The sequence below is a fragment of the Curtobacterium sp. 'Ferrero' genome (assembly GCF_002412165.1).
Taxonomy (GTDB): domain Bacteria; phylum Actinomycetota; class Actinomycetes; order Actinomycetales; family Microbacteriaceae; genus Curtobacterium.
Window position 1 is genome coordinate 52,032 of the sequence record NZ_NXIA01000017.1, and the last position, 25,978, is coordinate 78,009.

The 25,978-nt window shown below is 71.4% G+C and carries 30 protein-coding genes; 14 read left to right on the plus strand and 16 right to left on the minus strand.

The features are described 5' to 3' along the window. Positions 1 to 9: 9 nt before the first annotated feature. Both Csp2054_RS13960 and Csp2054_RS13965 read left to right on the plus strand, forming a co-directional pair. Complete coding sequence (locus Csp2054_RS13960; RefSeq protein WP_141399275.1) at positions 10 to 1,830, plus strand: DUF4012 domain-containing protein; 1,821 nt, start codon at positions 10 to 12, stop codon at positions 1,828 to 1,830. Between the two features lie 393 nt (positions 1,831 to 2,223). Further along, complete coding sequence (locus tag Csp2054_RS13965; RefSeq protein WP_096900067.1) at positions 2,224 to 2,787, plus strand: sortase; 564 nt, start codon at positions 2,224 to 2,226, stop codon at positions 2,785 to 2,787. Between the two features lie 75 nt (positions 2,788 to 2,862). Here the strand turns inward: Csp2054_RS13965 and Csp2054_RS18220 are convergent, their stop codons facing one another. After that, positions 2,863 to 3,036 (minus strand): hypothetical protein, encoded by a 174-nt coding sequence (locus Csp2054_RS18220; RefSeq protein ID WP_176491721.1) that lies wholly within the window; start codon positions 3,034 to 3,036, stop codon positions 2,863 to 2,865. A gap of 134 nt (positions 3,037 to 3,170) precedes the next feature. Continuing rightward, positions 3,171 to 4,046, minus strand: a complete 876-nt coding sequence (locus Csp2054_RS13970; RefSeq protein WP_176491722.1) for a VanZ family protein — start codon at positions 4,044 to 4,046, stop codon at positions 3,171 to 3,173. A gap of 259 nt (positions 4,047 to 4,305) precedes the next feature. Here Csp2054_RS13970 and Csp2054_RS13975 point away from each other — a divergent pair, with 259 nt between their 5' ends. Beyond that, positions 4,306 to 4,635 carry a hypothetical protein gene (locus tag Csp2054_RS13975; protein ID WP_096900069.1) on the plus strand — a complete coding sequence of 110 codons (330 nt, stop codon included), beginning with the start codon at positions 4,306 to 4,308 and terminating at the stop codon, positions 4,633 to 4,635. On the opposite strand, the gene Csp2054_RS18225 is transcribed toward Csp2054_RS13975, so the two are convergent. Beyond that, complete coding sequence (locus Csp2054_RS18225) at positions 4,616 to 4,771, minus strand: hypothetical protein (RefSeq protein WP_176491723.1); 156 nt, start codon at positions 4,769 to 4,771, stop codon at positions 4,616 to 4,618. The two genes, Csp2054_RS13975 and Csp2054_RS18225, sit on opposite strands and share 20 nt — an antisense overlap. Here Csp2054_RS18225 and Csp2054_RS13980 point away from each other — a divergent pair. Continuing rightward, positions 4,764 to 5,141: a hypothetical protein gene (locus Csp2054_RS13980; RefSeq protein ID WP_096900070.1), complete on the plus strand. Its 378-nt coding sequence runs from the start codon at positions 4,764 to 4,766 to the stop codon at positions 5,139 to 5,141. The genes Csp2054_RS18225 and Csp2054_RS13980 overlap by 8 nt on opposite strands. 85 nt (positions 5,142 to 5,226) lie before the next feature. Here Csp2054_RS13980 and Csp2054_RS13985 read toward each other — a convergent pair whose 3' ends face one another. The 3 genes from Csp2054_RS13985 to Csp2054_RS13995 are packed head-to-tail and all read right to left on the minus strand — an operon-like array spanning position 5,227 to position 7,411. Next, positions 5,227 to 5,955 (minus strand): SOS response-associated peptidase, encoded by a 729-nt coding sequence (locus Csp2054_RS13985; protein ID WP_096900071.1) that lies wholly within the window; start codon positions 5,953 to 5,955, stop codon positions 5,227 to 5,229. 46 nt (positions 5,956 to 6,001) lie between these two features. Beyond that, positions 6,002 to 6,715, minus strand: coding sequence for a hypothetical protein (locus tag Csp2054_RS18230; RefSeq protein ID WP_096900072.1), 714 nt, complete (start codon positions 6,713 to 6,715; stop codon positions 6,002 to 6,004). A 9-nt stretch (positions 6,716 to 6,724) separates the two neighbouring features. Beyond that, complete coding sequence (locus Csp2054_RS13995; protein WP_141399276.1) at positions 6,725 to 7,411, minus strand: hypothetical protein; 687 nt, start codon at positions 7,409 to 7,411, stop codon at positions 6,725 to 6,727. A gap of 37 nt (positions 7,412 to 7,448) precedes the next feature. Here Csp2054_RS13995 and Csp2054_RS14000 point away from each other — a divergent pair, with 37 nt between their 5' ends. Then, positions 7,449 to 7,841, plus strand: coding sequence for a YchJ family protein (locus tag Csp2054_RS14000; RefSeq protein WP_096900074.1), 393 nt, complete (start codon positions 7,449 to 7,451; stop codon positions 7,839 to 7,841). Between the two features lie 22 nt (positions 7,842 to 7,863). Here the strand turns inward: Csp2054_RS14000 and Csp2054_RS14005 are convergent, their stop codons facing one another. Beyond that, positions 7,864 to 8,733 carry a shikimate dehydrogenase family protein gene (locus tag Csp2054_RS14005; RefSeq protein WP_096900075.1) on the minus strand — a complete coding sequence of 290 codons (870 nt, stop codon included), beginning with the start codon at positions 8,731 to 8,733 and terminating at the stop codon, positions 7,864 to 7,866. Positions 8,734 to 8,787: 54 nt separating this feature from the next. Here Csp2054_RS14005 and Csp2054_RS14010 point away from each other — a divergent pair, with 54 nt between their 5' ends. Beyond that, the gene (locus Csp2054_RS14010; protein ID WP_255252756.1) at positions 8,788 to 9,798 is read left to right on the plus strand and encodes an iron-siderophore ABC transporter substrate-binding protein; all 1,011 of its coding nucleotides are present in this window, start codon (positions 8,788 to 8,790) and stop codon (positions 9,796 to 9,798) included. A 421-nt stretch (positions 9,799 to 10,219) separates the two neighbouring features. Here Csp2054_RS14010 and Csp2054_RS14015 read toward each other — a convergent pair whose 3' ends face one another. Then, positions 10,220 to 10,624, minus strand: a complete 405-nt coding sequence (locus tag Csp2054_RS14015) for a DUF1304 domain-containing protein (protein ID WP_176491724.1) — start codon at positions 10,622 to 10,624, stop codon at positions 10,220 to 10,222. Between the two features lie 71 nt (positions 10,625 to 10,695). Here Csp2054_RS14015 and Csp2054_RS14020 point away from each other — a divergent pair, with 71 nt between their 5' ends. The 3 genes from Csp2054_RS14020 to Csp2054_RS14030 all read left to right on the plus strand — a co-directional run bounded on the left by Csp2054_RS14020 (position 10,696) and on the right by Csp2054_RS14030 (position 12,572). Then, positions 10,696 to 11,019, plus strand: coding sequence for a chorismate mutase (locus Csp2054_RS14020; RefSeq protein WP_096900077.1), 324 nt, complete (start codon positions 10,696 to 10,698; stop codon positions 11,017 to 11,019). Further along, entirely contained in the window at positions 11,016 to 12,086 is a 1,071-nt protein-coding gene (locus Csp2054_RS14025; protein WP_096900078.1) for a lactonase family protein, read from the plus strand. Before Csp2054_RS14020 ends, Csp2054_RS14025 begins: the two co-directional genes overlap by 4 nt. A 72-nt stretch (positions 12,087 to 12,158) precedes the next feature. After that, positions 12,159 to 12,572: a GNAT family N-acetyltransferase gene (locus Csp2054_RS14030; protein ID WP_096900079.1), complete on the plus strand. Its 414-nt coding sequence runs from the start codon at positions 12,159 to 12,161 to the stop codon at positions 12,570 to 12,572. 38 nt (positions 12,573 to 12,610) lie between these two features. On the opposite strand, the gene Csp2054_RS14035 is transcribed toward Csp2054_RS14030, so the two are convergent. Genes Csp2054_RS14035 through purS form a run of 4 tightly spaced genes read right to left on the minus strand, consistent with a single transcriptional unit; the run spans position 12,611 to position 16,968 of the window. Then, on the minus strand, positions 12,611 to 13,540 hold the full coding sequence (locus tag Csp2054_RS14035) for a 2-hydroxyacid dehydrogenase (protein ID WP_096900080.1): 930 nt from the start codon (positions 13,538 to 13,540) through the stop codon (positions 12,611 to 12,613). 40 nt (positions 13,541 to 13,580) lie between these two features. Then, positions 13,581 to 15,962: a phosphoribosylformylglycinamidine synthase subunit PurL gene (purL, locus tag Csp2054_RS14040; protein ID WP_255252757.1), complete on the minus strand. Its 2,382-nt coding sequence runs from the start codon at positions 15,960 to 15,962 to the stop codon at positions 13,581 to 13,583. A gap of 53 nt (positions 15,963 to 16,015) precedes the next feature. Continuing rightward, entirely contained in the window at positions 16,016 to 16,711 is a 696-nt protein-coding gene (gene purQ / locus Csp2054_RS14045; protein WP_096900092.1) for a phosphoribosylformylglycinamidine synthase subunit PurQ, read from the minus strand. A gap of 5 nt (positions 16,712 to 16,716) precedes the next feature. Then, positions 16,717 to 16,968 (minus strand): phosphoribosylformylglycinamidine synthase subunit PurS, encoded by a 252-nt coding sequence (purS, locus tag Csp2054_RS14050; protein ID WP_096900082.1) that lies wholly within the window; start codon positions 16,966 to 16,968, stop codon positions 16,717 to 16,719. 145 nt (positions 16,969 to 17,113) lie between these two features. On the opposite strand from purS, the gene Csp2054_RS14055 reads away from it, so the two are divergent. Next, on the plus strand, positions 17,114 to 17,722 hold the full coding sequence (locus tag Csp2054_RS14055; RefSeq protein ID WP_096900083.1) for a PadR family transcriptional regulator: 609 nt from the start codon (positions 17,114 to 17,116) through the stop codon (positions 17,720 to 17,722). After that, a complete protein-coding gene (locus tag Csp2054_RS14060) occupies positions 17,719 to 19,389 on the plus strand; it encodes a DHA2 family efflux MFS transporter permease subunit (RefSeq protein ID WP_255252758.1) in 1,671 nt (556 codons plus the stop codon). The genes Csp2054_RS14055 and Csp2054_RS14060 overlap by 4 nt, the downstream gene beginning before the upstream one ends. A 358-nt stretch (positions 19,390 to 19,747) precedes the next feature. On the opposite strand, the gene Csp2054_RS14065 is transcribed toward Csp2054_RS14060, so the two are convergent. Both Csp2054_RS14065 and Csp2054_RS14070 read right to left on the minus strand, forming a co-directional pair. Further along, the gene (locus Csp2054_RS14065) at positions 19,748 to 20,566 is read right to left on the minus strand and encodes a cytochrome c oxidase assembly protein (protein WP_096900084.1); all 819 of its coding nucleotides are present in this window, start codon (positions 20,564 to 20,566) and stop codon (positions 19,748 to 19,750) included. A 249-nt stretch (positions 20,567 to 20,815) separates the two neighbouring features. After that, positions 20,816 to 21,559, minus strand: coding sequence for an aquaporin (locus Csp2054_RS14070; RefSeq protein ID WP_096900085.1), 744 nt, complete (start codon positions 21,557 to 21,559; stop codon positions 20,816 to 20,818). Between the two features lie 84 nt (positions 21,560 to 21,643). Here Csp2054_RS14070 and Csp2054_RS14075 point away from each other — a divergent pair, with 84 nt between their 5' ends. Together Csp2054_RS14075 and Csp2054_RS14080 are read left to right on the plus strand one after the other, a co-directional pair. After that, the gene (locus Csp2054_RS14075) at positions 21,644 to 22,171 is read left to right on the plus strand and encodes a Fur family transcriptional regulator (RefSeq protein ID WP_255252759.1); all 528 of its coding nucleotides are present in this window, start codon (positions 21,644 to 21,646) and stop codon (positions 22,169 to 22,171) included. A 94-nt stretch (positions 22,172 to 22,265) separates the two neighbouring features. Next, positions 22,266 to 23,795 (plus strand): catalase, encoded by a 1,530-nt coding sequence (locus Csp2054_RS14080; RefSeq protein ID WP_096900086.1) that lies wholly within the window; start codon positions 22,266 to 22,268, stop codon positions 23,793 to 23,795. A gap of 76 nt (positions 23,796 to 23,871) precedes the next feature. Here Csp2054_RS14080 and Csp2054_RS14085 read toward each other — a convergent pair whose 3' ends face one another. Next, the gene (locus Csp2054_RS14085; protein ID WP_096900087.1) at positions 23,872 to 24,438 is read right to left on the minus strand and encodes a GNAT family N-acetyltransferase; all 567 of its coding nucleotides are present in this window, start codon (positions 24,436 to 24,438) and stop codon (positions 23,872 to 23,874) included. A gap of 34 nt (positions 24,439 to 24,472) precedes the next feature. Continuing rightward, the gene (locus Csp2054_RS14090) at positions 24,473 to 25,342 is read right to left on the minus strand and encodes a VOC family protein (RefSeq protein WP_255252760.1); all 870 of its coding nucleotides are present in this window, start codon (positions 25,340 to 25,342) and stop codon (positions 24,473 to 24,475) included. A gap of 163 nt (positions 25,343 to 25,505) precedes the next feature. On the opposite strand from Csp2054_RS14090, the gene lepB reads away from it, so the two are divergent. Continuing rightward, a partial coding sequence (lepB, locus tag Csp2054_RS14095; protein ID WP_096900088.1) for a signal peptidase I occupies positions 25,506 to 25,978 on the plus strand: 473 nt, incomplete at its 3' end.

A 25,978-nucleotide genomic window follows, 5' to 3' on the forward strand; every position in this document is an offset into this window, starting at 1 on the left:
GTTGTCAGCATGTCCGACCTGCCCGAGTCGCGACGCACTGCTGTACGCCGGGGGAACAGGGCCCGGACCGTGCTGTGGATCGTCCTGGCCATCGTCCTGCTGTTGATCCTCGCCGTCGCCTGGGTGGGCGTGCGGGGTGTGCTCGCGAAGGGGCACCTCGAACGGGCCGTGGCCGACGTCAGCACGCTTCGGACGCAGGTGACCGGTGGCGACAACGCCGGTGCGGTGAAGACGGCGGCGCACCTCGAGGACCAGGCCGGTGCAGCACGTTCCCTCACGGGTGACCCCGTGTGGGGCGCGGCCGAACACGTGCCGTTCTTCGGCACGAACCTGCGCGCGGTCCGGCAGGTCGCCGTCGTGGTCGACGACGTCGCTCGTGGTGCCGTGAAGCCCGTCGCGGGGGTCGTCGGGAAGCTCGGCACCGACTCGTTCGCACCGAAGGACGGCAAGGTCGACCTGGAGCCGCTCGTCCAGGCGCAGGCACCCGTCGCGCGTGCGGCCGCCACCATCGACCAGGCCGATCGTGACGCCGACGCGATCGACACCAGCGCCACGCTGTCGCCCGTCACCAAGGCGGTCAACCAGCTCCGGAACGCACTGACGTCGGTGAAGGGGCAGGTCGACACTGCCGACATGGTCGTGCAGCTCGCCCCCGGGATGCTCGGCCACGACGGCGACCGCAAGTACCTGCTGCTGTTCCAGAACAACGCGGAACTCCGAGCCGGAGGCGGCATCCCGGGCTCGGTCGCGCTCCTGAACGTGCACGACGGCGCCATCAGCCTCGCCGACCAGCGCGCCGGCTCGTCGTTCGGCCCGTACGAGCAGTCGGTCCTGCCGCTGGAGCAGGGCACCCGGAGCCTGTACGGCGACATCACCGGTCGGTACATGCAGGACGTCACGCTCACACCAAGGTTCGACGTCTCGAGCAAGCTCGCGCAGGCGATGTGGAAGAACGAGACCGGCACCCAGGTCGACGGCGTGGTCGCGATGGACCCGGTCACGCTCAGCTACGTGCTCAAGGCGACCGGGCCGGTGCAGCTGCCGACCGGCGACACGCTCACCTCGGACAACGCCGTGAAGCTGCTGCTGAGCGATGTGTACGCCAAGTACCCGGACCCGCAGGTGCAGGACGCGTTCTTCGCAGCAGCCGCGAGCGCCGTGTTCGAGAAGATCTCCACCGGCGGCTTCGACTCGAAGGAGTTCGTCAGCGCACTCGCCAAGGCAACGTCGGAAGACCGCACGCGCCTCTGGAGCGAGCACCCGTCTGAGCAGCGTCGGCTCGACGGCACCGCGGTGGCCGGCGCGCTGCCGACCGCGACCAAGGCCTCTCGGCAACTCGGCGTCTACCTCAACGACGGCACCGCTGCCAAGATGGACTACTACCTCGAGAAGACCGTCTCGGTCGGATCGTCCGTCTGCCGGAAGGACGGCCGCCCCACCTCGGTGGTCGAGGTGACGATCAAGAACACCGCACCGGCCGACGCCGCGACGAGCCTGCCCGAGTACGTCACCGGCGGTGGCGCGTTCGGCACGGACCCCGGACTCATCAAGACCCTCATCGCCGTCTACGCGCCGACGAACGGCATCTACCTCGGGTCGACACAGGACGGCAAGCAGGTCGGTGTGCAGACCGTCATGGACGGCGGACACCCGGTGGCGCAGCTGCAGACGCTCCTCGCCCCGGGCAAGAGCACGACGTTCCGCGTCGCGTTCCTCGGGAGCGCGCAGTACGCCAAGGCCGGCGTCGACGTGCTGTCGACACCGGGTGTGGAGTACAGCAAGCCGCAGCCGCTGCGGTTCGACTGTGCCGAACCACTCTCAGGCAACTGACGGTGTCGACTGCGTCGACGCGCCCGGACAGCGTTCTCGAACATCCGCAGAGCGCGATGTGACATGCCCCCACTTCGGGGGCGTGGTCGATCGTGCCAACGGGCGGCGTCCGGTCGATGACGCGGCTGCCGTGTCCGAAAATGCCCTTTGACCGGGGTTTTTTCTTCGCGGGGTAGAACCCCCGTCCTGCCCTGCGCCCCGTGCTGCTCGACCAGAGGTGATTCCGCCGTGTAACGGTTTGTGAAACTTTCGGTTCAGGTGGCAATCACCTGAAGATTCACGATACGTTGAGGGAACTTCGCCATAGCAAGTGCGTGCTCCAGACGTCTTGTAGGGGTGTACGGGCTCTGGTCTGCAGGGTCTGACGGATCAGATCACTAGGGGAATCACTTCATGAAGAAGCTCATCGCCGCTGCGCTCATCGCGGGCGCGGCCTTCGTCGCGGTCCCGACCGCCGCCAACGCCGCCGGCTACGCGCCGGAGACCGCGGGCACCGTCTCCGGCAACTACGTCGCCGGTGGCACCGCTGTCATCAACTTCAACGCCGACGTCTTCGCCCCGGGCGAGACCGTCAACGTGCAGGTCACCGGATCCGGTGCCGTCACGCTCGGCGCGCTGCCGACCACGACCGTCTCCAAGGCGTACACCGCCGGGGCCGACGGCTCGCTCGCGGTCCGCGTCACCTTCCCGGCCGGCGGCTCGGGTACCTACAACCTGACCGCGACCGGCGCCACCTCGGGCACCGTCGGCACCGCGTTCCTGACCATCGCGCCGTCCGGCACCGCCGGCACGACCACGGTCGCCGCCAACGGCAACAGCGGCACCGCGGGCGAGCTCGCCTTCACCGGTGGCACGATCAGCACCCTCGCCCTCTGGGCAGCCGGTGGCGCCATCGTCCTCGGTGGCGGCCTGATCGTCGTCCGCAAGTCGGTGCGTCGTCAGCGCGAGACCGTCTGAGCCTCGCTCCGCTGAACGAGACCCCCGGCACCTCGGTGCCGGGGGTCTCGTCGTGTCGCGGTGAGCGCTGACAGCTCAGTGGGCCAGCGCCGCGAACACCAGGAGCACCGTCAGGGCAGGACCGGCGGCCCAGATCCACCACGGGAAGAGCGTCGAACGCCGCACGCGACGGGGCTGCGGCCGCGGGTGCGGCGGAACGTGGGAACGGCGGCGAACGGGTGCCGCATCGAGCGTCGAGAGTCGGGTCACGGTGGAACGCTACGAAGCGGCCGCGCCGCGCACGAGACCCCGCCGGCGGTCGTGCGGGGATCCGCACGGGCATTTGCGGATTCCTCGTGTTCGGTTGCGGTCGCATCCCGACCACGGCGTCGATCCGTCCCCGGTCACCGGTGATCGCGCCGCAGGTGACCGCGGCCGAGGATGACCACGCCGACGACCACCCCGAGGACAGCACCCGCCGTGTTCGCGATGACGTCGTCGACCGATGCGGTCCGTGCCGGCAGGAAGAGGGCCTGCACCGTCTCGATGGCGCAGCTCGTCACGAAGCCGCCGAGCATGCCGACCCACCACCGCCGAGCGCCGAGGAACAGTGCGGCGAACATCCCGAACGGCGCGAAGAGCAGCACGTTCGCCGTGAACTCGACCGCGGAGTAGTCGAGCCACGTCGGCAGACCGAGTCGGTGCACCGTCGCGAGTGCCCGTGCCAGCCACGGATCGATCCCGCTGTCGACCGGAGTCCGCCAGGTCGCCACGAGCACGATGAGGGCGCCGTAGCCGACCGCGACCCACACGACGTTCCGCCGGGTGCGTGCCGACGGGGGAGCGGCGCGCGCCCGGACCTGCAGGAACGCGTCTCCCAACGCGCCGAGCGCGGCACCGACGAGACCCGCGAGCAGAACGTCCCGGAACCGACCCCAGGGCTCGGTCGCACGGACGGCCGAAGCCGCCGCGAACACCACGACGAGCGCCGTGGTCAGCAGGGCTCGCGTCAGCACGGCGTGCGGACTGGAGGCACGGCTCGCCACTGCGAGGACCAACGGCAGCAACGCGGTCACCGCCGTCACCACCATCGCCGCCGCGAAGCCCGGGTTGACGGCCAGCGTGCCGTGGCCCAGCGCGCGCAGCGCGCTGATCGCGGCTGCCGTGCCGGACCGCAGCATGTCCGCGGATCCGGGGAACAGGAAGAGGAGCAGCGCCGTCGCGAACGCGACCGTCAGCGCGATCGGCGCACCGGCCGTTCGCCTCCTCGTCGTCGTCACAGCCCGACCGTAGCTGCTCGTGCCTCCCGGCCGTCGATGCCAGCGATCCGGCGTCGCGACGCGATCATCCGCTGAGCGAGTACCCCGTCGGGGGACGTGTACCCCGAACGTGCGAGGTCGAGCCCCGGAAAACCAGGGATCGTCGATGATCTCCATGCGCGGAACCCGTGAATGCATGCGGCTGGCTGGCGGGTGGGACGGTCGGTCTCGTAGCGTTGCCGTGTCAGCAGATGTACCCCGGAACGTGAAGGAGCACGACATGAGCACCACCCTCCCGACCACCGCTCGAGCCGAGGTCACGCTCGACACCGACACCGTCGACACCATCGCGATCCTCGACGCCGACGCTGCCGTGCACGGCCGCGCGACGCGCGCCAAGCTCACCTGGACCCAGGAGGACGACGGCGAGTGGGTGGCGAACTACGGCGGCTACTTCGGCGGCGCCGTCGACAAGCGCGACGGACGCTACGTCGCCTCCGACACCTTCGGCCTCGTCGTCGGCGACTTCGCCTCGTTGGAAGAGGCGCAGGGCCGCCTCGCCGACCAGCTGCACGTGATGCTCCCGCCGGTCATCCGGCCGGTCGAGTGACGCCCGGCGCGAGCACGCCGAACCGAACCACCCGCCCAGCGGGCCCGAGCACGACCAGCACCGGAACCACGCGCACGATCAGCAGCACCGGAACCACCAGCACGACCAGCACCACGAGGAGCACCACGATGAGCACCACCGTCACCCACCGCCACGAGGCCGAGGTGACCACCGCAACCGCAGCGACGGCCGCGGTCACGACCACCGACGACGTCTCGCTCGACACCGCTGAGCTCGAGGCAATCGTCGGGCTCGAGGCGCAGGTCGGAACGACCGCCGTGCCGGCCGTTCCCCGCCTGACGTGGGCGATCGCCGACGACGGCCTCTGGGTCGCGAACTACGGCGGCTACTACGGCGGCACCGTCGACCGCCAGGGGGCGCACTTCTTCGTCGCCGACACCTTCGGGCAGTACGTGGGCGACTACCGCTCGCTCGACACGGCCAAGGCGAAGCTCGCCGAACGGCTCGACGTCGTCCTGCCGGAGGTCCTCCGCTCCGCCGGCTGACCCCACCCCGACCACCACGCCCCGTCCGGACGCCGAGTCCGACGGGGCGTTCGTGTGTCCGGGGTGCCCGTCGATGTCGCCGACGTCAGACCGGGTCGATCAGGTGCGGTCCGTCGTTCCGCACGCTGTTGACCGTCCGCGAGACCTCGTACTGCTCGAGCCCCGCGGCGACCGCGAGCGACTCGTGATCGAGCAGCGCGAGCAGGTCGTCCGTGCCGAGGCCGCCGTCGAGCCAGTCGTCGTACCCGTCGGGCGTGAGGAACGCCGGCATCCGGTCGTGCACCTCGCCCGGGGCCACGTGGGCGTCACGCGTGATGATCGCCAACGACAGGCGCCACTTGTCCGGGTCGTCCTCGGGCTTGGTCGGGTCCGGCCAGGCGCTCACCACGCCGGCCATCGCGAGCGCCCCGCCCGGTTCGTGCACGAAGTGCGGCTCCTTGCCGTCCTCACGCACCACCCACTCGTAGTAGCCGAGCGCGGGGACGATGCAGCGGTTCGTCGCGAACGCCCGCTTGAACATCCCGCTCGTCGCGACCGTCTCGATGCGGGCGTTGATCGGCTTCGGCCGCTGCTTCTGGAAGTCCTTCGCCCAGCTCGGCACGAACCCCCAGCTGATCTGCGGGAGCTCCCGGACGCCGTGCCGCTGCCGGACGGCGTACACCGGGTCGGTCGGCGCCACGTTCCAGCTCGGGGCGAGGCCGGGGCGGACCTCGCCGGTGTCCTCGTCGACGTGCTCGGTGCGCGCGGCCAGCTCACCGACGAGTTCGGGGAGCAGGTCGGCGGTGGTGTCGGAGACGACGAACCTTCCACACATGTGCCCAGTGTGCCCGTCACCACCGACGGACGCCCGCCGTCGCCCGTCAGTCGCGCCGCGTGGGAGCCGCGCCAGTGTCGAGCGGAGGCCGCACCGATGCCGATGCCGACCCCGACGCCGATGCCGAAGCCGATGCCGACGCCGTGGGCGTTGCCGTTGCCGTCGCGGCCGCCGCCACCGCCGACCGGCGCGCCCGTTCGCTCCGGCCGAGCTCGATGATGCGCTCGATCAGCATCGCGCCGTACAGGGCCGCCCATGCGATCGCGTACCCGGGGAAGCCGGTGACCACGACCATCGTCGTGACGAAGCACAGCAGTGCCCCCACCGCGGTCGCCCAGCGGACCAGTTGTCGCGTGTACCCGCGCTGCAGCAGCTCGACGTCGTTGCGGACCGCCTCGGCGTGCTCGGGGAGCACCTCGCGCGGCCGCCGCTGCAGGTACGGCCCCACGGACTTCCGCACCCACATCTGCGCGTCGGGACGGATCTGGCGGCCGTTGATCGTCGCCGCCGGTGCCGGTTCGCTCGCGGTCGGACAGCACGCGGCGGCAGCGAGGCCCGCGGCGACGGCGAGCAGCACGATCGCGACGGTCGAGCCGACGGCACCGGTGCCGGCCCACTCGGACATCGCCTGACGCCACACGGCCACCGCTCCGACCAGCAGGGCGACGCCGAGGGCGATCCACCGGGCACGGTGCACCCTGCGGGCATCACGCACCGTCGGCAGCCGCTCGCGGAACACCCGCCACCCCAGTCGGAACACGGGTCCTTCCTACCCGTCCTCGCCCGGCAGGGCCAGCTTGCTCCCACCCGGAGCCCCGGGCCGGCCGCGCTTCGGGGACGGCGGTGGCGTGTCCGGCAGCACCGAGGCCTCCTGCCGCAGCTGCTCGTGGCGACCGAGGGTCCGGACCGCGACGGCGTGCGACAGGCCTCCGACCACCGGCCAGAACGGCGCCCACAGGAACACGAGCCCGTGCCCGGAGGCGAACGAACCGGGATCGGTCACCGCGAGCACCACCGCCCCCAGCACCCCGAACAGCCACGAGCCCAGCAGGAACAGCCCCTGCAGCGACGACCGGACGAGCACGTCCCGGTTCGTCTCGACGGTCCGGAGCACGGCATCGCGGTGCTCCGGGACCACGGCGGGCGGCCGTCGTCCGGAGTAGCGCGCGATCTGCTCCTGGGTCCGCCAGTCCACGGTCGGCAGCGCGGGGATCGTCCACCCCTTCGGTCCGATCCGGCAGAACACCAGCGAGAAGCCGCCGATCGCCAGCCCGAAGCACACGGCGGCGACCGTGAAGCCCGTCGACCACGAGTCGGTCAGCGCGGCGACGACCAGGAGCCCGGCGACGGCGAGCGGCGTGACGACCGAACCGACCACCACGAGCCGGCGACGATCACGCGCGGACACCACCTCGGGCAGCCGCGCGCGGAACACCTGCAATCCGAGTCGCCACACGAGACCTGCCTACACGCCGACGCGCTACCGTCGACCGGTGATCTCCGACGACGCCCGCTGCCCGTGCCTGAGCGGCAACCCCTACGGCGAGTGCTGCGGACCGTTGCACGCCGGCGCGCCCGCCCCGACAGCGGAACGATTGATGCGCTCCCGCTTCAGCGCGTTCGCCCTCGGACTGCCGGAGTACCTGCTCAGCAGCTGGCACCCGAGCACCCGACCGGGCGAGCTGACGCTCGACCCCGACCAGCGGTGGACGCGGCTCGACATCGTCGACACCCGGTCTGGAGGCCCGTTCGACTCCCGCGGGACCGTCACGTTCCGCGCGTGGTGGCGTTCCGACACCGAGCGCGGGGTGCTCGAGGAGACCAGCGAGTTCGTCCGCGAGGGCGGCCGGTGGTCCTACGTCGACGGGGTCGTCGCGGGCGGCTGAACCGAGTGGCGGCGGATCGTGATCAGCGGGCGCCGATGACCGGTGCCAGACCGACCGCCTGCCGCATCGCGCGTCGGACCGCCGCCTCGTCGGGCAGCACCTCGGCGTCGTCGCCCGTGCAGAAGAACCGGATCTGGCCGATCGCCTGCTCGGTGAGCATGTCGAGCCCGTTGAGCACCCGGCCGCCCTCGTCCGACCACCGAGTCGACGCCCGGGTCGGCCAGGGTTCGTACGCCACGTCGAAGAGCACCGCGTCCGGGCCTGCCGGAGCGATCTCGAGGTCGTCGGCCGCGCCACCGGGGAGGGTCGACACGACGAAGGCGTGCCGGGTGCCCGGCAGCTCGGTCAGCGGGTGCACCTCGAGCGTCACGCCGAGCCGGAGCGCCTGCTCCACGAGCCGCCCCGCCTTCGCCGTGTCGCGCAGGAACACCCGGACGAGTCCGGCACCGAGCCGCACCGCCGCCACGAGGGCGCTCGCCGCGGTCGCCCCGCCGCCGAGGACCGTCGCCTCGCTGATCGGGGTGCCGAGTGCGGCGACGGGGCGGACGAGCCCCTCGACGTCGGTGTTCGCGCCGTGGCGTTCGACGGTGTCGCCGACCGTGCGGAACGCAAGCGTGTTGGCGACCCCGAGTTCGTCGACGAGCGGGGTCGTGCGGTCGAGGAGCGGCAGCACCTCGCGCTTCAGCGGCATCGTGAGGCTCAGCCCACGCCACTCCGGACCCAGCCCCGCGACGAACGCGGCGAGCCCGCCGGAGGTGACCTCGTGCCTCCCGTACGAGAACGGCAGGCCGAGGACGTCGTAGGCCGCTGCGTGCAGCGTGGGCGAGAGGGAGTGCGCGATGGGGGAGCCGAGCACCGCGAGGCGGACGCGACGCGGTTCGGTGAGGTGCACACTGTCAGCCTATCCAGCGTCCCGCGGCAGAAGTCTTAGGGTAGCCTTACCTTCGTGATCCGCTCTTCTTCCCGACTCCGCCGTGTGCTCGCCGCCGCGGGCGCCGTCGTCGCCGCCTCCCTCGTCCTCGCCGGCTGCGCGTCCGGTTCCGGCTCATCCTCCGACGGTGCCACGTCGTCGACGAAGGCCGACGGCCAGTTCCCGGTGTCCATCACCACGGCGCTCGGCACCACGACGATCGACTCGCAGCCGAAGCGCGTCGTCGCTCTCGGGTGGGGCGACGCCGAGACGGCGCTCGAGCTCGGCGTGCAGCCCGTCGGTGCCAGCGACTGGCTCGGCTTCGGTGGCGACGGGGTCGGCCCCTGGCTGAAGGGCGCCTACACGAAGTCGCCGAAGATCATCCAGACGCTCGAGCCGAGCTACGAGGACATCATCAAGCTCAAGCCGGACGTCATCCTCGACGTCAAGAGCTCCGGCGACAAGGACCGCTACGCCAAGCTCTCGGCCATCGCGCCGACCGTCGCCGTGCCGAAGGGCGCCGCGAACTACCTCACGACCACGAAGCAGCAGGTCGACATGATCGCGAAGGCGCTCGGCAAGGAGGCCGAGGGCAAGAAGCTCCTGTCCGGACTCGACGACGCGTACGCCGCCGCCCGGAAGGCACACCCGGAGTTCGCGGGCAAGACGGCCGTGGTCGGCTCGTACTCGTCCGAGGGCTTCGGCGCCTACGCCTCCTCCGACAGCCGCTCGCAGTTCATGGAGAACCTCGGCTTCACCATCCCGAAGGCGATCGACCAGCAGGCCGGCAAGCAGTTCTCGGTCAGCCTGTCCGACGAGAACCTCGACCTGCTCGACGCCGACCTGACGCTCGTGCTGCCGATCTTCGTCGACGCATCGAAGGTCACGTCGAACGCGCTGTTCCAGAAGGTGCCGTCGGTCGAGGCCGGGCACGACATCGTGTTCGACGACCCGGACGTCTCCAACGCGTTCTCACTCGGGACCACGGCGGCGATCGAGTGGGCGCTCGACAAGCTGCCGTCGCAGTTCGCGGCGAAGCTCGGCTGACGCTCGGGCGCTCGTGCGTGCGACGCCCCCGCCGGGTCCGGTGGGGGCGTCGGTGCGTCCGGGGTGGTGGGCCGTTTCGCTCGTGGTTGGCGGTTTCGCTCGTGGTGGGTCGTTTCGCTCGTGGTTGGCTGTTCCGCTCGTAGGAGGTCGTTCGTTCCGGTTGCCGACGAGCGTTCCAGCCTCCTACTGCACGCGTGATGGGTTGGTTCGCTCGTGGTCGACGTTCCCGACCCGAGCCTCGCCATGGCCGTGCGGGCCGTGGTGTGCGGGCGTGCGGGTGGTGGGTCGTTGCGCTCGTGGTTGGCTGTTCCGCTCGTAGGAGGTCGTTCGTTCCGGTTGCCGACGAGCGTTCCGGCTTCCTACTGCACGCGTGATGGGTCGGTTCGCTCGTGGTCGACGTTCCCGACCCGAGCCCCCCGCCTCAGGCGCCGAACGTGGACCCGAGCAGCGCGAACAGCAGCGAGATGAGCGGCAACGAACCCTGCACGAACGCCGCGTTGAGGTAGCGCCGACCCGTCCCGAGCAGCACCACGGCGGCCCCGAGCATCGACGCGGTCGCGAAGACGGTGATCGGCCACCCGACCTGCCCGTTCCCGGCCACGACGAGGACGACCCCGATGATCGCCCCGATCGCGAGGAACAGGTTGTAGAACCCCTGGTTGAACGCGAGCGCCCGGGTGGCGAGGGCATCGGCTTCGTTCGCGATGCCGAAGATCCGGCGGACCCGCGGGCTCGTCCACGCGATGGACTCGAGGAAGAAGATGTACCCGTGGACGAGACCCGCCACGACCGCGCACACACCCGAGATCACGAGCAGAGCCGACATGCGCCCATTCTCGCAGGTCCGGACGACGTAACCGACACGTGGTGTCCCGGGGCGGCCGTTAGGCTCGGGGCATGAGCGACCAGGACACCGCCGTGCCGTACGACCACGAGGCGGTCGCCGAACTGCAGAGCATCCGGCAGAGCATCGACAACATCGACGCCGCCGTCATCCACATGCTCGCCGAGCGCTTCAAGTACACGCAGCGGGTCGGGTACCTCAAGGCCGCCGCGGGCATGCCGGCAGCGGACACGGCGCGTGAGCAGGTGCAGGTCGCCCGACTGCGGTCCCTCGCGGCGGAGGCGCGGCTCGACCCCGCCTTCGCGGAGAAGTTCCTGAACTTCATCGTAGCCGAGGTCATCCACCACCACGAGCGCATCGCCGGCGGCGACGAGTGAGCGACGGACTGCCCGACCTCCCCGACCTGCTCGTCGGGAGCTACACCGCGACCGGGGGCGGCACCGCGACCGGCATCTCCCTCGTCCAGGGCGGGACGGCGACCACCGTGGCCGTGCTCGACGACCCGTCGTTCCTCGCCGTCTCCGGCGACCGGGTCTACGCCGTGTCCGAGACGGCCCCGGGCAGCGTCGCCGCCTTCCGCCGGACGGCCGCCGGCCTCGAACACCTGTGGGACGCCCCCGCCGGTGGTGACGCTCCCTGCCACGTCCGCGTCGACCCGTCGGGCACGCTCGTCGTCACGAACTACGTGTCCGGGACGGTCACCGCGATCTCCCTCGAACAGGCCGAGTCGTACGCTGCGTCGGTCCTCGCGAGCGACGGCGTGGTCGGGACGCACGGATCCGCCGACCGGATCGTCGTGCCGGACGCCGCCGTCGCGACCGAGGTGCTGCCCGATGTGATCGGGCCCGACGAGGACCGCCAGGAGGGCCCGCACGCCCACCAGTCCGTCGCCACGCCGGACGGCACGTTCCTCGTCGCCGACCTCGGCGGGGACGCGTTGCACGAGTTCCGGATCGAGCCGGGGCCGACGTTCGCCCGGGTGGGCGTGCACCACGTCGCGCCGGGCGCGGGGCCGCGACACATGGCCTGGTACGACGGCGACCTCATCGTCGCGGGGGAGCTCGACGGTCGTGTGCACCGGCTCCGGCGGGACGCGTCGGGTTCGTTCGCCGTCGTGGCGGTCGCGCCGACCTTCTCGGGCGAGGTCGGGGAGTCGCTCCTCAGCCACATCGAGGTCGACCATGCCGGACGCGTGTACGTCGCCGTCCGCGGTCGGGACCTCGTGGTCGTGCTCGACGCTGCCGACGGCGGGCTGTCGGTCATCGGGTCGGCCCCGTCCGGAGGCACCTGGCCACGGCACTTCGCCCGGGTGCCGGGCCACCTGCTCGTCGCGAACCAGATGTCGGACGCCGTGGCGGTGCTGCCGATCGGTGACGACGGCGTCCCGGGCGCGGCCGTCGCGCAGATCCCGGTGGGCACGCCCACCTGCGTCGTCCCGCTCTGAACGAGCGGCACGCGGTCCCCATTGCGGACGGGAGGCACGGCGCACGTCACCGGGGTCGGCCAGACTGGGTGCATGGACGCGTCGTACACCCTCGTCAGCGGCCCGCCGCCGCTCACCGACTACCTGCGGCTGCGCCGCGACGCCGGGCTGACGCCGAAGGACGCCGAGCAGGGGGCCGGGGCGATCGCCGGCAGCTGGACCGCGTGCCACGTCGTCGACGCGGCGGGAGCGGTCGTGGCCATGGGGCGGGCGATCGGTGACGGTGGCTGGTACTTCCACATCGCGGACATCGCCACCGACCCGGCGCACCAGCGGCACGGCATCGGGCGCGCCGTCGTGCAGTGGCTCGTCGACGACATCCGGTCGCGGGCCCCGGAGGGTGCGTACATCACCCTCGTGGGGGACCCGCCCGGTCAGCGCCTCTACCGGTCACTCGGGTTCGTCGACGTCGCCCCGAGCCTCGGCATGGCCCTGCCGATCACCTGACGGAGCGCCGTCGCCGGACCACGACGGTCAGCGCCCGATCATGTCGTCGACGGGTCGATCACGTTCTCGAAGGGCTGGCCCGCGGCGAACGCCTCGACCTGCCGGCGCATCAGCTCGATCGACCGCGGGACGCTGAGGTCGGTGTTCCCGCCGACGTGCGGCGTGAGCACCGTGTTCGGCGTCGTCCAGAGCGGGTGACCCGCCGGCAGCGGTTCGGGATCGGTGACGTCGAGCGCCGCCGACAGACGACCGGACGCCAGCTCGGCGACGAGGGCGTCGGTGTCGACGACCTTGCCACGGGCCACGTTCACCACGAGCGCGCCGTCCGGCAGCGTCGCGAGGAGGTCTGCGTCCACCAGCCGTTCGGTCTCGTGCGTCAGCGGCGTGATGAGCACGAGCACGTCGGTCGTCGGTGCCAGGGCAGGCAGCTCGTCGAAGCCGTGCACCTGCCGGCCGTCCTGCTCGCGAGCCGTCCGCGCGACGACCGTGACCTCGGTGCGGAACGCCTCGAACCGGGTCGCGATCGCGGACCCGATCGCGCCGTACCCGACGACCGTGACCCGACGGTCGGCGAGGGACCGCGTCGTCCGGGCATCCCAGACGCCGTTCGCCCGGTCGGCCTGGAACGCCCCGAGCTCCCGGAGGCTCGTCAACGCCAGGCCGACGGCGAGCTCGGCGGTCTCGTCGTCGTGGATGCCGCGCCCGTTCGCGAGCAGTGCGTGCCCAGGGACGTGCGGGACGGCGTGCTCGTAGCCGGCGCTCGGGAGCTGCAGGAGCTCGAGGTTCGGCAGGTCGTGGACGAACTGCCAGCGGTGCCGACCGCCGAAGTAGAACGGCAGGAGGGTGATCGCCACCTCGTCCGGTCGCTCGAACGGCTGCTCGACGTCCCACACGGCGAGCTCGACACCGTCCGGCACCGGGCCGAATCGGTCGACGAGCTCCTGGAACGGCAGGGTGACGACGGGCATCAGCAGACGCCCGTCGTCACCGCGGCGCGATCCGGCCCGCTCAGGAGTCGGCCCGCGGCGAGAACGACCCGTGGTCGTCGAGCGGACCGCGACCGACGTAGCCCTCGGTGACGTCCTCGGTGATCACCTCGCCGAAGACGGCCGGGAGCGTCGCCGCGTGCGTGCCGCGGAGCTCGTCGATCGTCGCCTCGAAGGCACCCTGCACCTCGAGCGAACCGCTCGTCGCGTCCGTCACGCCGATGCGGAGCACCGGGAAGCCCCGGCCCTCGCAGAGGCCCTGGAAGCGGACGTCGTCCTCGCGGCGGACGGTCACGATGACACGACCCGTGGACTCCGAGAACAGGGCCGTCGCCGTGTCGACGCCGTCGCGGGACTCGAGCTCGTCGAGGACGACCCGGGCGCCGATGCCGAAGCGCAGGACGGACTCGGCGAGCGACTGGCCGAGACCGCCGTCCGCGAGGTCGTGCGCGCTCGTCAGCAGCTGCTCGTTCGCGGCGGCGTGCAGCAGGTCGGCGAGCGCCTTCTCCTGCGCCAGGTCGACCGCCGGCGGACGCCCACCGAGGTGGCCGTGCACGGTGCCGGCCCAGGCGGACCCGTCGAGCTCGAGCGAGGTCGTGCCGAGCAGGTAGACGTTGTGACCGTCGTCCTGCCAGCCCGACGGGACGCGCAGCGCGACGTCGTCGATGATCCCGAGGACACCGACCACGGGGGTCGGGTGGATCGGGGTGGTGCCGGTCTGGTTGTAGAACGACACGTTGCCACCGGTGACCGGGATCCCGAGCTCCATGCAGCCGTCCGCGAGGCCCTCGACGGCCTGGGAGAACTGCCACATGACCTCGGGGTTCTCCGGCGACCCGAAGTTCAGGCAGTCGGTGACCGCAGCCGGGACCGCGCCCGTGACCGCGACGTTCCGGTAGGCCTCGGCCAGCGCCAGACGCGCACCCTGCTTCGGGTCGAGCTGGCAGTACCGGCCGTTGGCGTCGGTGGCGATCGTGACGCCGAGCCCGGTCTCCTCGTCGACGCGGATCATGCCGCCGTCGTCGGGGAAGGACAGCGCCGTGTTGCCGAGGACGTAGGTGTCGTACTGGTTCGTGACCCAGTTCTTCGACGCGAGGTTCGGCGATCCGAGCAGCTGGAGGAACTGCGCCTTGAGCGCCGGGCCGTCGGCGGGACGGTCGAGGGCGGCGGCGGTGTCCGACTGCAGCGCGTCGATCCACGTCGGGTACGCGACCGGACGGTCGTAGACGGGTCCGTCGACCGCGACGGTGCGCGGGTCGACGTTGACGATCTCCTGACCCTGCCAGTCGATGACGAGGCGGCCGGTTCCGGTGACCTCGCCGAGGACGCTCGTCTCGACCTCCCACTTGCGGACGACCGCGAGGAACTCGTCGAGCTTCTCGGGGCGGACGACCGCCATCATGCGCTCCTGGCTCTCCGACATGAGGATCTCCTCGGCGGTGAGCGTGGGGTCGCGCAGCAGGACGTCGTCGAGCGAGATGTGCATGCCGCCGTCACCGTTCGACGCGAGCTCCGAGGTCGCGCAGGAGATGCCCGCGGCCCCGAGGTCCTGGATGCCCTCGACGAGCTCCTTCTGGAAGAGCTCGAGGCAGCACTCGATGAGGACCTTCTCGGCGAACGGGTCGCCGACCTGCACGGCCGGACGCTTCGTCGGGCCGCCCTCGGTGAAGGTGTCCGACGCGAGGATCGAGGCGCCGCCGATGCCGTCGCCACCCGTGCGGGCACCGAAGAGCACGACCTTGTTGCCCGCGCCCGACGCGTTCGCGAGGTGGAGGTCCTCGTGCCGGAGGACACCGACCGCGAGCGCGTTGACGAGCGGGTTCCCCTGGTACACCGGGTCGAAGTAGGTCTCGCCGCCGATGTTCGGCAGACCGAGGCAGTTGCCGTAGAACGAGATGCCGCCGACGACGCCGTGCACGACGCGCTGCGTGTCCTCGTGGTCGATCGCGCCGAACCGGAGCTGGTCCATCACGGCGACCGGGCGGGCACCCATCGAGATGATGTCGCGGACGATGCCGCCGACGCCGGTCGCGGCGCCCTGGTACGGCTCGACGTAGGAAGGGTGGTTGTGCGACTCGACCTTGAAGGTCACCGCCCACCCGTTGCCGATGTCGACGACGCCGGCGTTCTCGCCCATGCCGACCATGAGGTTCTTCGTCATCTCCGGCGTGACCTTCCGGCCGAACTGCCGGAGGTAGTTCTTGCTCGACTTGTACGAGCAGTGCTCCGACCACATGACGGAGTACATCGCCAGCTCGCCCGAGGTGGGGCGGCGGCCGAGGATCTCCTTGATGCGGGCGTACTCGTCGGCCTTGAGCCCGAGCGCCTCGTACGGCTGCTCCTTGTCGGGCGTCGCGGCGGCGTCCTGGACGGTGTCGGGCTTCGGGCGAACGGAAGTCGTCACGGTGGTGTCGTTCCCTGTCACTGGAGTCGTGGGCACTGGAGTCGTGGTCCCCGTCACTTGACGAGCGTCGACTCGATCACGGAGGTGAAGAAGGTGAGGCCGTCCGTGCCGGAGGCCATCGCCGCGGGGGTGTCCGGGCCGAACCCGGGCTCCGTCGCGTGCTCGGGGTGCGGCATGAGGCCGACGACGTTGCCGCGCTCGTTCGAGACGCCCGCGATGTCGTCGATCGACCCGTTCGGGTTCACGCCGACGTAGCGGAACACGACCTGGCCGTTGTCCTCGATGCGCTTGATCTCGTCGGCGTCAGCGACGAAGCGGCCGTCGGCGTTCTTCAACGGGATGGTGATCTCCTGCTGCGGCTCGAAGCCGGACGTCCACGCCGTCGAGGTCGTCTCGACGCGGAGCTTCTGGTCGCGCCGGATGAACTGCTGGTGCGCATTGCGGGTGTGCGCGCCGGGCACGAGACGGGCCTCGGCGAGCATCTGGAAGCCGTTGCAGATGCCGAGCACGGGCATGCCCTTGCCGGCGGCGTCGATGACCTCGGCCATGATCGGGGCCTTCGCGGCGATCGCGCCGGCGCGCAGGTAGTCGCCGTAGGAGAACCCGCCGGGGAGGACGATCGCGTCGACGCCCTGCAGGTCGTGGTCGCCGTGCCAGAGGGCGACGGGGTCGGCACCGGCGAGACGGACGGCGCGCTGGGCGTCGCGGTCGTCGAGCGAGCCCGGGAACGTGATGACGCCGATCCGCATCGAGGTCACGCGCCCTCGACCGTGACGGACACGACGTCCTCGATGACGGCGTTCGAGAAGACGTCGGCCGCGATCTCGCGGACCTCGGCCAGCTTCGCGTCGTCGACCGGACCGTCGACGGTCACCTCGAAGCGCTTGCCGATGCGGACGTTGGTCAGGTCGGACTTGCCGAGGCGGGCGAGCGCGTTGCCCACCGCCTTGCCCTGCGGGTCGAGGATCTCGGCCTTGGGCATGACCTCGACGACGATCGTTGGCACGTGTTCACTCCAGCACTTCGGGGATGGGTGGGACGGGAACAGTCTAGGCGGCGGGCGCGCCGCGCCCGACCGCTTGTGCAGAACTCGTCCAAGGCGTATGTTCCAAGTCGAATAATCGCTTCGGAACACCGGGCTGGAGGCACGGATGGCGTCGCTCACACCCCTCGCGTTCTCCGCGCTCGGGCTCCTCGCCGAGGCGCCCATGCACCCGTACGAGATGTTCCAGACGATGCTCCACCGCCGCGAGGACCAGAACGTCAAGGTCCGGCCGAGCACGCTCTACCACCAGATCGGTCGGCTCGTGGAACTCGGGTACGCCGAGGCGCTCGGCACCGCGCGCGAGGGCAACCGGCCCGAGCGCACGACCTACGCCATCACCGACCACGGACGGACCGCGCTCGAGGAGGGCCTGCGCCGGATGGTCGCGGAGCCGGCCGACGAGTACCCCGAGTTCCCGCTCGCGCTCTCCCACGTCGACAACCTGACCGTGACCGACGCGGTGACCGCCCTGCGAGCGCGTGCCGACGCACTGCGCGCCCAACGCGCGGAGTACGACGAGGCCGCCACGGGCCTCCAGGCCAAGCGCCTGGCAGAACGCTTCTGGCTGGACGTGTCGTACGTCCGTGCCACGCTCACCGCACAGATCGAGTGGATCTCTGCGACCGCCGACCGCATCGAGCGCGGCGAGCTCCCCTGGGACGGCCCGGCCGTCCCCACCACAGCAGACGACGAGACGAAGGAACCCACGCGATGACCACCACCGGCGTGACGCCGACCACCACCGAGGGCACCGAGAGGAAGCCGTGGCCCGCCCTGTGGGCGCTGGTCGTCGGCTTCTTCATGATCCTCGTCGACTCGACCATCGTGTCGGTCGCCACCCCCACCATCGCCGCGAAGCTGAACGCCGACATCAACTCCGTCATCTGGGTGACGAGCGCCTACCTCCTCGCGTACGCCGTCCCGCTGCTCATCACCGGGCGGCTCGGCGACCGGTTCGGCCCGAAGGTGCTCTACCAGACCGGTCTCGTGGTGTTCACGCTGTCGAGCCTGTGGTGCGGGCTCGCCGGGTCGATCGAGGTGCTCATCCTCGCCCGCGTCGTGCAGGGGCTCGGTGCCGCGATGATGACCCCGCAGACGATGGCGGTCATCACTCGGATCTTCCCGCCGCAGAACCGCGGCGCCGCGATGGGGCTCTGGGGTGCCGTCGCCGGTGTCGCCTCGCTCGTGGGTCCGATCGTCGGCGGTCTGCTCGTCGACGGCTTCGGCTGGGAGTGGATCTTCTTCGTGAACGTCCCCGTCGGTGTCGTCGCCTTCGTGCTCGCGCAGCGCTTCGTCCCGTCGTTCGAGCGGCACGGCCACCGCTTCGACTACCTCGGCATCGTCCTGAGCGCGGTGGGCATGTTCCTGCTCGTGTTCGGCATCCAGGAGGGCGAGACCTACGACTGGGGCACCATCACCGGGCCGATCTCCGTCTGGTCGCTGATCATCGCCGGCATCGTCGTGCTCGCCGGGTTCGTCGTGTGGCAGGGCGTCCAGAAGGGCGAGCCGCTGCTGCCGCTCGGGCTCTTCAAGGACCGCAACTTCACGCTCGCGAACATCGCCATCACGTCGGTGGGCGTCGCGATCTCGTCGTTCGCGCTGCCGATCATGCTCTGGGCGCAGGACGTCCTCACCTTCAGCCCGACCCAGGCGGCGCTGCTGCTCGTCCCGCAGGCCGTGCTGTCCGCGGGGCTCGCGCCGCTCGTCGGCAAGAACCTCAACCGGTGGAGCCTCCGCTGGGTCGCCGCGTTCGGTCTCGCCTGCTTCTCCGGCGCGCTGTTCTGGTTCGGGTCCCTGCTCGCCGCGGGCGCGGCCTGGGGCTGGGTGCTCCTGCCGTCGACGCTGCTCGGGCTCGCGAACGCCTGCATGTGGGGCCCGCTGTCCGTCTCGGCGACGCGCAACCTCCCGCCGAAGCTCGCGGGTGCGGGTTCGGGCGTCTACAACACGACGCGCCAGATCGGTGCGGTCCTCGGTTCTGCGGGCATCGCCGCGCTGATCGAGGCTCGGATCACCGCAAACTTCCCGTCCGGTGCGGGTGGGTCCTCCGGTGGCGCCGAGCAGCAGGTCGGGAAGCTCCCGGGATTCCTGCAGCAGCCGTTCGCGACCGCCATGGGGCAGTCGCTCGTGCTGCCTGCCGTGGTGCTCGTCGTCGCGATCGTCGCCGCGCTGTTCCTCGCGAAGCCGAAGCAGACCGTCGCCTGGCAGCAGACCGGCTCCGTCGCGATCCAGGGTGCGGCGCAGGGGCAGGCGCAGGCGCAGGGGCAGGGGCAGGAGCCGGCTCCGGGCGAGCGGCACGGCGTGCACGCTGCCGCTCCCGCGCCGGAGACCCCGGAGGCCGAGCTCGCCGCGACCGACCACCACGGGCGGCACGCGGACGCGTAGGGCTCCGCAGCCGACCCAGTCGCTCCGGAACGACGCCCCGGCCGGCCCAGTCGTTCCGGAACGACGCCCCCGTCGCTCCGGAACGACGTCCCCGTTGTCGTCCGACAACGGGGGCGTCGTTCGTCGTCGTCGGTGACCGGGGTGAGCGCCGGCGCGGGCAGTCCGGCGCCGAGGGCCGGGTGCCGGGCGCGGGCGCGGGGCCCAGTCGCCGGTGCGACGAAACACCCGTCGATCGCCAGGCGTCCCGTCGACCACGACGCGCGGACCAGATGCGGGCGCATCGTGCGACGAGACACGCGTCGATCGACACGTGCATCGTCGAACCAGAGGACCGACCGGCACCGTCCGCCGGGGCGGATCAGCCGCGTCGCTCGAGGTGCGCCCGCGTGAGCGCCTCCATCTCCTCGTCGGTGAGCGCGTCGACGGTGCGGGCCTCGCGGCGGTCCGTCCGCTGCCACCGGATGAACAGCGAGATGAGGACGGGGATGTCCGCCACCTCGGCGATGAACCACAGCAGGTCGCCGGCCAGGTGCTGGTCCTGCAGCGGAGACGGGTACCAGGCCTTGCCGACGAGGGCGGTCGTCGCCCCGTCGAGCACGTGGTTCGTGATCCGCAGCACGATGCCCGGGATGGCGTCGAGCATCAGCTCCACGAACGCGAGCAGGAACTCGGCCGTCACGAACGTGGACGACCGCAGCACGCCGGGCTCCGACAGGGGAGCGAGCAACCCGAAGCCGAGCACGGGCACGAGCACGGTGATCGCGACCGCCCACACCGGTGACGTCCTGATGGTCGCCGAGAGCGGGGTGAGCAGGACGGCGAACAACCCGAGGGCGATCAACGGCGACACGATCGCGTTGCCGAGGAGGCGCACCGGACGCGACCGCAGGACGACGTCGGCGACCTGCGCGAGGCGATCCGGGCCTCCCGTCCGGAGCAGCGAGAGGGGCGCGCCGAGGGCCGCGAAGGTGGGGACGGCGAAGAAGAGGACGGCGAGCCGGAGCACGAACGCCCAGCGGAGCCGCTCGGCGTAGACGCCGACGATGCCGAACTGGGCGATGCCGAACAGCACCAGCGCGAGCACGAAGGCCGCCGTGCGCCACCAGGGCCAGCGCACCCCGCGGCGCACCGTGCCGACGAGCCACGAGCCGTAGGCGGCGATGCCGACGAGCAGCATGATCGCGGCGAGCGGGTCGGGGTGCCAGGTGCTCCAGAACTCGGGTGTCGACGGCGTGGGGTGCCTCCTGCGGGTCGTGCTGCCGGAGCCATCCTCCGTCGACGGGACGCCGCCCGGCGTGCCCCGGCGATGAGAACCGGTTCAGGTCCGAGCGGATCGGACACCCGCTGCCGGAGTGTCCGAGCGGATCGGACACCCGCTGCCGGGGTGTCCGACCCGCTCGGCCTGGACGGGTCGTGCCCGAGGAGGTCAGGCGCGGGCGCGGAGCCGGGCGACCACGCCGGCGAGCACGGCTCCGAGCACGGGGAACACCAGGAACGCCCACCACTGCGCGAGCCACTCCGGCCCGGCGAAGACCGCGGTGGCGAAGGAGCGCGCCGGGTTGAGCGACGCGTTCGACACGGGGATGAGGGTGAGGAGCAGGATCGTCAGGGTCGCGCCGATCACCACGGGCGGCGGGACGGGGCTGCCGCGGCGTCCGGTCACGCGGAGGATCACGGTGACGAACACCGCCGTGGCGACCGTCTCGGCGATCGCGACGCCGAGCAGGGTGGAGCCGGCCGGGCTGTGGTCGCCGTAGCCGTTCGAGGCGAACCCGCTGTCGAGCGTGGACCGCAGGAACCCGTCGGCGCCCTGCCCCGCGACGAGTAGCAGCACCCCGGCGCCGAGCGTGCCGCCGACGAACTGGGCGACCACGTAGGGCACGACGTCGGCCCACCGGAAGCGTCCGGCGACCGCCAGGCCGACGGTGACGGCGGGGTTGAAGTGGCCGCCGCTGACCGGTCCGAACGCGCTCGCGCCGATCATGACGGTCAGTCCCAGGGTGAGTGCGACACCGAGCAGGCCGATGCCGAGGGTGTTCTGTTCGTCGGGGAACACAGCGGTGGAGGTCGCGGCTCCGATCAGTGCGAAGACGAGCAGGAACGTGCCTGCCGTCTCGGCTGCGAGCCGGGTCCGGAGCGTGGGCGGGGCGACTGGTGTTGCGTCTGTCATGCCGCACCGTTCGGTTCGCCGCGGCCCGTGGACTGGTGCTAGGGTGGCCGAGTTGTCTTGATCGCTGCAAAAGAAAGGCTGAAGGTGGACGCCGACGTCGATCTCCTCCGGACTGCCGGGCTCCGGGTCACCGCCCCGCGGCTCGCCGTGCTCCGGGCGACGGAGTCGATGCCGCACGCGACGGCGGACGACATCGTGACCGCCCTCACCGCCGAGCTGCCGACCACGAGCCACCAGGCGGTGTACGGCGTCCTCGCGGCACTGACGGGTGTGGGCCTCGTGCGTCGCATCGAGCCAGCGGGCAGTCCCGCGCGGTACGAGCGGCGGACCGGGGACAACCACCACCACATCGTCTGCACGATGTGCGGCGCGATCGAGGACGTCGACTGCGCGGTCGGACACGCCCCGTGTCTGACACCGTCCGAGACGCACGGCTTCGCGGTGACGACCGCCGAGGTCACCTACTGGGGGATCTGCCAGCGGTGCGCGGCGGCCGAGCACGACGACGATCCGACGCACGACGACGCAACCGCGCCTGTGCCCGGAGCCGGCCACGCAGCCACGCCCTCCACCCCGGCCGCCCCCGCGGGCAGCGCGCCCGCCACCGACTGATCCGCAGTCGAACCCCTTCCCGGCTCCGAACCGGGATCCGAGAGCAACCCGAGCACCCCTGACCGAACCGATCCGTTCCACGCGAGGAGGAACCGTGTCCGACCAGAACACGACGACCGGCCAGCCGGCCGGCACCCCCACCACCACGACCAACAGCGGGGCCCCGGTCTCCAGCGACCAGCACTCCCTGGGTGTCGGCGCCGACGGCCCGCTCGCCCTGCACGACCACTACCTGGTCGAGAAGCTCGCCCAGTTCAACCGCGAGCGCGTCCCGGAGCGGGTCGTCCACGCCAAGGGCGGCGGTGCGTTCGGCACCTTCACGGTCACGCACGACGTGTCGCAGTACACCCGCGCGGCGTTCCTGCAGCCGGGCAAGCAGACCGAGACGCTCGCCCGCTTCTCGTCCGTCGCCGGCGAGCAGGGCTCCCCGGACACCTGGCGCGACCCCCGCGGCTTCGCGCTGAAGTTCTACACCGAGGAGGGCAACTACGACCTCGTCGGCAACAACACCCCCGTCTTCTTCATCCGCGACGGCATCAAGTTCCCGGACTTCATCCGCTCGCAGAAGCGCCTGCCGGGCTCGCACCTGCGCGACCACGACATGCAGTGGGACTTCTGGACGCTCTCGCCCGAGTCGGCCCACCAGGTGACCTGGCTCATGGGTGACCGCGGCCTCCCGGCGTCCTGGCGCGAGATGGACGGCTTCGGCTCGCACACCTACCAGTGGATCAACGCCGCCGGCGAGCGCTTCTGGGTGAAGTACCACTTCATCACCCAGCAGGGCCACCGCACGCTCACACAGGAGGACGCCGACCGCATCGCCGGTGAGGACGCCGACTTCCACATCCGCGACCTGTACGCGGCGATCGAGCGCGGCGACCACCCGAAGTGGACGCTCAAGGTGCAGGTCATGCCCTACGCTGACGCCGAGTCGTACCGCTTCAACCCGTTCGACCTGACGAAGGTGTGGCCGCACGCCGACTACCCGCTCATCGAGGTCGGCGAGCTCGAGCTGAACCGCAACCCGGAGAACTACTTCGCGCAGATCGAGCAGGCGACCTTCGCCCCGTCGAACTTCGTCCCCGGCATCGCGGCGAGCCCGGACAAGATGCTCCTCGCGCGCATCTTCAGCTACGCGGACGCCCACCGCTACCGCGTCGGCACGAACCACGCGCAGCTGCCGGTGAACGCCCCGAAGAACGAGGTCCACTCGTACTCGAAGGACGGCGCCATGCGCTTCGACTTCCAGAAGTCCGAGGTGCCGGTGTACGCCCCGAACTCGCTCGGCGGTGCGCACGCCGACCCGGCCGCGACCGACGAGACCCCCGGCTGGGAGTCGGACGGCGCGCTCCAGCGCTCCGCCGCCACGCTGCACCCCGAGGACGACGACTTCGGGCAGGCCGGAACGCTCTACCGCGAGGTCCTCGACGACGCGGCCCGCGAGCGCCTGGTCGGCAACATCGCCGGCCACGTGTCGAAGGTGACCCGCGACGACCTGCGCGAGCGCGTCTTCGCCTACTGGACGAACGTCGACGCAGACCTCGGCGCGCGCGTGCGCGCCGCGGTCTCGCCGAGCGCGCCGGGCTCCAACGAGGACCCGGAGAAGGTCGCGGTCGAGGCGTGAGTCCGGTCCACCCCTGACGGACGGGAGGCGCGGTGCCAGCTGGCACCGCGCCTCCCGTCCGTCTCGCCGGTCGCGCTCAGACCTGTTGGCCGTTGAGCATGATCGGCCCGGCCGGCCAGTCCTCGAGCCGCGCCGCGACGGGCAGCACCATCCAGCCGCCCTGCTCCGTCTCGGACAGCCCGGCGCCCTCGGCGGTGAAGGCCGAGAACGTCCCGACCGCCCCGTCGAGCTCGTGCCAGCCGACGCGGGCGTAGAACGGGACCCGGTCCTCGCCGGCGCCGAGGAACCCGAACGGCACCCGCAGCCCCTCGAGCACGGCCTGCGTGCGGGCCATGAGCTCCCGGCCGACGCCGGTGCCCTGGAGCCGTGGCGCGACGGCGACGATGCCGGTGTCGCCGACCAGGAGGTCCTGTCCGCCGACCGTCACGAACATGCGTCGGATGCCGACGTGCGCGAGGACCACGCCGTCCGCGTTCCGCCCGACGACGCGTCGCTCGGGCTGCATGCCCGCGTAGTCGCGTCCGCCCACGTACCAGTGCGACCAGTCCGGGAACGCCTGCCCCAGCATGGCCGCGATCGCCTCGTGGTCGGCGAGCGTCAGGGCGCTCTCCTCGACCACCTCCCACCGGATGTCGTCAGTCATGCGCCCATCCTGGCGGAGCGGACGGTCCGGTGGTTCAGCCGCGCCCGGGAGCGGTGACCTCGATGCGGTTGGCCCACGGGTCCTCGAACGCGACCGTCCGGCCGTCGTCTGCGGTCTGCACGCCGTGGTCGTGCATCCGCTCGGTGAGCGCGCCGAGGTCGTCGACCCCCGGCACCTCGATCCGCACCAGGCCGAGCCCGAGCGCGAGCTGGCGCCGACCCGCACCGCGGGAGTTCCACGTGTTCATCGCCATGTGGTGGTGGTAGCCTCCCGCGGACACGAACAGGGCCTCACCCCAGCCGGCGGTCGCGTCGAAGCCGAGCCGGTCGACGTAGAACTCCCGCGCGGTCCCGACGTCGCCCACCGACAGGTGCACGTGGCCGACCCGTCCGGGACGGCCCGCGGCGTGGTCGACGGCGTCCTGGGTGAGGTGTTCGCGGAGGAAGGCGTTCGGGTCGAGGAAGACGGTGGCCATGTCGACGGAGCCGTGCGTCCAGGACCACTCGGTGCGGTCCCGGTCCCAGTACAGCTCGACCCCGTTGCCCTCGGGGTCCTGGAAGTAGAAGGCGTTGCTGACGAGGTGGTCGGCACTACCGGTGAAGGACTCCGGCCAGCGGGTCGCGACGGACCACAGTGCGGCGGCGAGGTCGGCGCGGGTGTCGAACAGCACCGCGGTGTGGAAGAGCCCGGCCTCGTGCGCGCCGGCGTGCCGGAGCTCCGGTGCGTGCTCGAGCACGACGACCGGGACGGTCCCGCGGCCGAGCACCGTCCGGCTGCCGGAGCGGGACAACACCGAGAGCAGCACCCCGTCGGTGTAGAAGGCCGTCATGCGGTCGGGGTCGGCGACCCGGAGGGTGACCGCACCCATCCCGGTGTCGGCGGCGAGGCGGTCGTGCGGGCTCATGTGCCCAGTGTCCTCCCGTTTCGGTGACGCGTCAACAAAGCGCATGGTGGGCATCGCACTCGGCGTCCTGTCGGCGGAGGCACGACACTGCGGGCCAAGATGGGTGGATGCCCCGCCGCTCTGATCGATGCCCGTCCGCCAGCTCGCCGGTGGAGTGGCTCCGATGACCGCCGCGGCGGGGGACGAGACCCCCACGGGTGGCGGGGAGCGGCGCCGGGGCGGGTGGCGGTTCCTCCGCGACCTCGCGATCATCGTGGTGGTCGCGCTGCTCGCGTCGTTCCTGGTCAAGGCCTACCTCGTCCGGTCGTTCTACATCCCGTCCGAGTCGATGGAGGACACGCTCCTGGTCGGCGACCGCGTGCTCGTCAACGAGCTCGTCCCCGGGGTCGTCTCGCTGCAGCGCGGTGACGTCGTCGTCTTCACGGACCCGGGCGGCTGGTTGAGCGCCGGGCAGGGCGACGACCTCATCAAGCGGGTGATCGGGCTGCCGGGCGACCACGTGTCCTGCTGCGGAGCGGACGGGCGACTGCGGGTCAACGGCACGCCCGTCGACGAGCCGTACGTCGTGCTCGAGCCGGGGTCCGACCGGGTGTCGGGCACGGACTTCGACGTCACGGTGCCGAAGAACCACATCTG

Coding starts and splice junctions, on each gene's coding strand:
- Csp2054_RS13960 (WP_141399275.1), top strand. CDS start 10: ATGTCCGACCTGCCCGAGTCGCGACGCACTGCTGTACGCCGGGGGAAC.
- Csp2054_RS13965 (WP_096900067.1), top strand. CDS start 2,224: ATGAAGAAGCTCATCGCCGCTGCGCTCATCGCGGGCGCGGCCTTCGTC.
- Csp2054_RS13975 (WP_096900069.1), top strand. CDS start 4,306: ATGAGCACCACCCTCCCGACCACCGCTCGAGCCGAGGTCACGCTCGAC.
- Csp2054_RS13980 (WP_096900070.1), top strand. CDS start 4,764: ATGAGCACCACCGTCACCCACCGCCACGAGGCCGAGGTGACCACCGCA.
- Csp2054_RS13985 (WP_096900071.1), bottom strand. CDS start 5,955: ATGTGTGGAAGGTTCGTCGTCTCCGACACCACCGCCGACCTGCTCCCC.
- Csp2054_RS14015 (WP_176491724.1), bottom strand. CDS start 10,624: ATGTCGGCTCTGCTCGTGATCTCGGGTGTGTGCGCGGTCGTGGCGGGT.
- Csp2054_RS14020 (WP_096900077.1), top strand. CDS start 10,696: ATGAGCGACCAGGACACCGCCGTGCCGTACGACCACGAGGCGGTCGCC.
- Csp2054_RS14030 (WP_096900079.1), top strand. CDS start 12,159: ATGGACGCGTCGTACACCCTCGTCAGCGGCCCGCCGCCGCTCACCGAC.
- Csp2054_RS14035 (WP_096900080.1), bottom strand. CDS start 13,540: ATGCCCGTCGTCACCCTGCCGTTCCAGGAGCTCGTCGACCGATTCGGC.
- purQ (WP_096900092.1), bottom strand. CDS start 16,711: ATGCGGATCGGCGTCATCACGTTCCCGGGCTCGCTCGACGACCGCGAC.
- Csp2054_RS14055 (WP_096900083.1), top strand. CDS start 17,114: ATGGCGTCGCTCACACCCCTCGCGTTCTCCGCGCTCGGGCTCCTCGCC.
- Csp2054_RS14060 (WP_255252758.1), top strand. CDS start 17,719: ATGACCACCACCGGCGTGACGCCGACCACCACCGAGGGCACCGAGAGG.
- Csp2054_RS14065 (WP_096900084.1), bottom strand. CDS start 20,566: ATGCTGCTCGTCGGCATCGCCGCCTACGGCTCGTGGCTCGTCGGCACG.
- Csp2054_RS14070 (WP_096900085.1), bottom strand. CDS start 21,559: ATGACAGACGCAACACCAGTCGCCCCGCCCACGCTCCGGACCCGGCTC.
- Csp2054_RS14085 (WP_096900087.1), bottom strand. CDS start 24,438: ATGACTGACGACATCCGGTGGGAGGTGGTCGAGGAGAGCGCCCTGACG.
- Csp2054_RS14090 (WP_255252760.1), bottom strand. CDS start 25,342: ATGAGCCCGCACGACCGCCTCGCCGCCGACACCGGGATGGGTGCGGTC.